This window comes from Pseudomonas sp. c313, assembly GCF_055407145.1.
This window is the reverse complement of sequence record NZ_JBUZRD010000038.1, coordinates 1-1,662: the sequence shown is the minus strand read 5'-3', so window position 1 is coordinate 1,662 and position 1,662 is coordinate 1. Positions and strand designations below refer to the sequence as shown.

The following is a 1,662-nucleotide window of genomic DNA, read 5'->3' as shown; positions in this document are numbered from 1 at the left end:
CGTTAATCGCAGCGGCCACACTGTTGGTGCGAGCGCTCTGTTCATCGGAACCGATAATCGACGCGTTGGATGATGCCATTACTCGCTGGGACAGATCATGCACTTGACGCGTCGCCGAGGAAACTTCGGAAATCGATGCGTGAATTCGCTCGACGAACTGGTTGAAGGCGCTGCCCAGTTCACCAAATTCGTCTTTGCTTTCTACGGCCAGGCGTCGGGTCAAATCGCCCTCGCCCTGGGCGATATCCTGCATGGCACGGCCCATGGTGGTCAGCGGGCGCATCAACACCTGGATCAGCAAGCTCAATAGAACGGCAATCGCCGCGACAGCGATGAACATAGCGATCAAGGCAGACGTACGGAATTTACCCAGCTGTGCGTAGGCTTTATCTTTGTCGATCGACAGACCGATGTACCAGTCTGCATTCGGCAAGTCGCTGATCGGGGTAAACGACAGAATTCGATCCTGACCCTTGAGGAGCACATCCTGATTGCCCTTCTCGATGCGGACATTGGTACCTGGGTAGATGTCCTTGAGATTTTTCATCACCTGGTCCTGGTCCGGGCTGACGATGACCTGACCGTCGCCGCTAACCAGAAACGCATGACCGATACCGCCGAAATCCACCGAGTTGATGATCTTCACCAGGGTTTGCAGGCTCAAGTCACCGCCTACCACACCGAGCAGCTCACCGTGCTTCTTGACCGGCATGGCGATGGTAACGATCAAGCCACCCACAGCGGCCATATAGGGCGGCGTGAGCATAGTCTTGTCCGCGGCGACCGCCTGCTTGTACCAGGGGCGCTGACGCGGATCGTAACTATCCGGCATTTTCGCGTCAGGACGCTGGGTGAAGACGCCATTGGTTTGGCCAACGTAGGTGAACTGAAAGTTCGACGTGAAAGCCGATTGATCGACCAACCCTGGCAGGTCGGCACTGCTGCCTTGATAGGCGATGTTTTGCGCAAGAGTCTCCAGGACCAGCACCCGGCCACTGAGCCAGTTCTGCACGCTGCTGGCCGTCAGATCGCCTGACTGTTGGATTGACGACTCCAGGTTTTGTTTGATGGTGCTGCGTTGCAGATAGTCGTTGTACAGCGTGAATAACGCGAAGGCCAAAACCACAACGCCTGACGCGGCCAACAGAATTTTATGACTGAATTTGAGATTCATTTCATCGACTTCTTTTTGCCAAAAATGGGTGAGCGTGCCGGATGCAACTTTCCATGTAACGGTATAGGCAGACTCTTCGACCGCTCTATTTCAGTGCACGTATGACTCATCAGGCTTTCGGCCTCGTCCGGATAAAATTTAGGGATTTGTGAGATACATCCTCTTTTAATGTGAAAAAGTGACCAATGGTAGCGGCTCGGGATACTGACCAGGCCTTTGTCAATGCCATCTCTCGAGTGTGCAGTACAGACGCTTTACAGCAACCACTACGGTTGGTTGGACAATGCCGCGGATGCGACCGACTTGACTGAGGATGGCATCTCTGACTTGTGTTGAGCCCTAAACGACAAAACCCCTGTCTGCGTTAGCAGACAGGGGTTTCGAAATTCAATCTTGACGATGACCTACTCTCACATGGGGAAACCCCACACTACCATCGGCGATGCATCGTTTCACTACTGAGTTCGGGATGGGATCAGGTGGTTCCA

1 protein-coding gene and 1 rRNA gene are annotated in these 1,662 nt (G+C 53.9%); both read right to left on the bottom strand.

Going from position 1 to position 1,662, the window contains the following annotated elements; translation table 11 throughout:
• Window positions 1–1,174: methyl-accepting chemotaxis protein (locus ACZRKZ_RS27700; RefSeq protein ID WP_463983197.1), on the bottom strand; the 1,174-nt coding region annotated here is incomplete at its 3' end.
• A gap of 391 nt (window positions 1,175–1,565) precedes the next feature.
• A 5S ribosomal RNA gene (gene rrf / locus ACZRKZ_RS27695) occupies window positions 1,566–1,662 on the bottom strand; the annotation flags it as partial.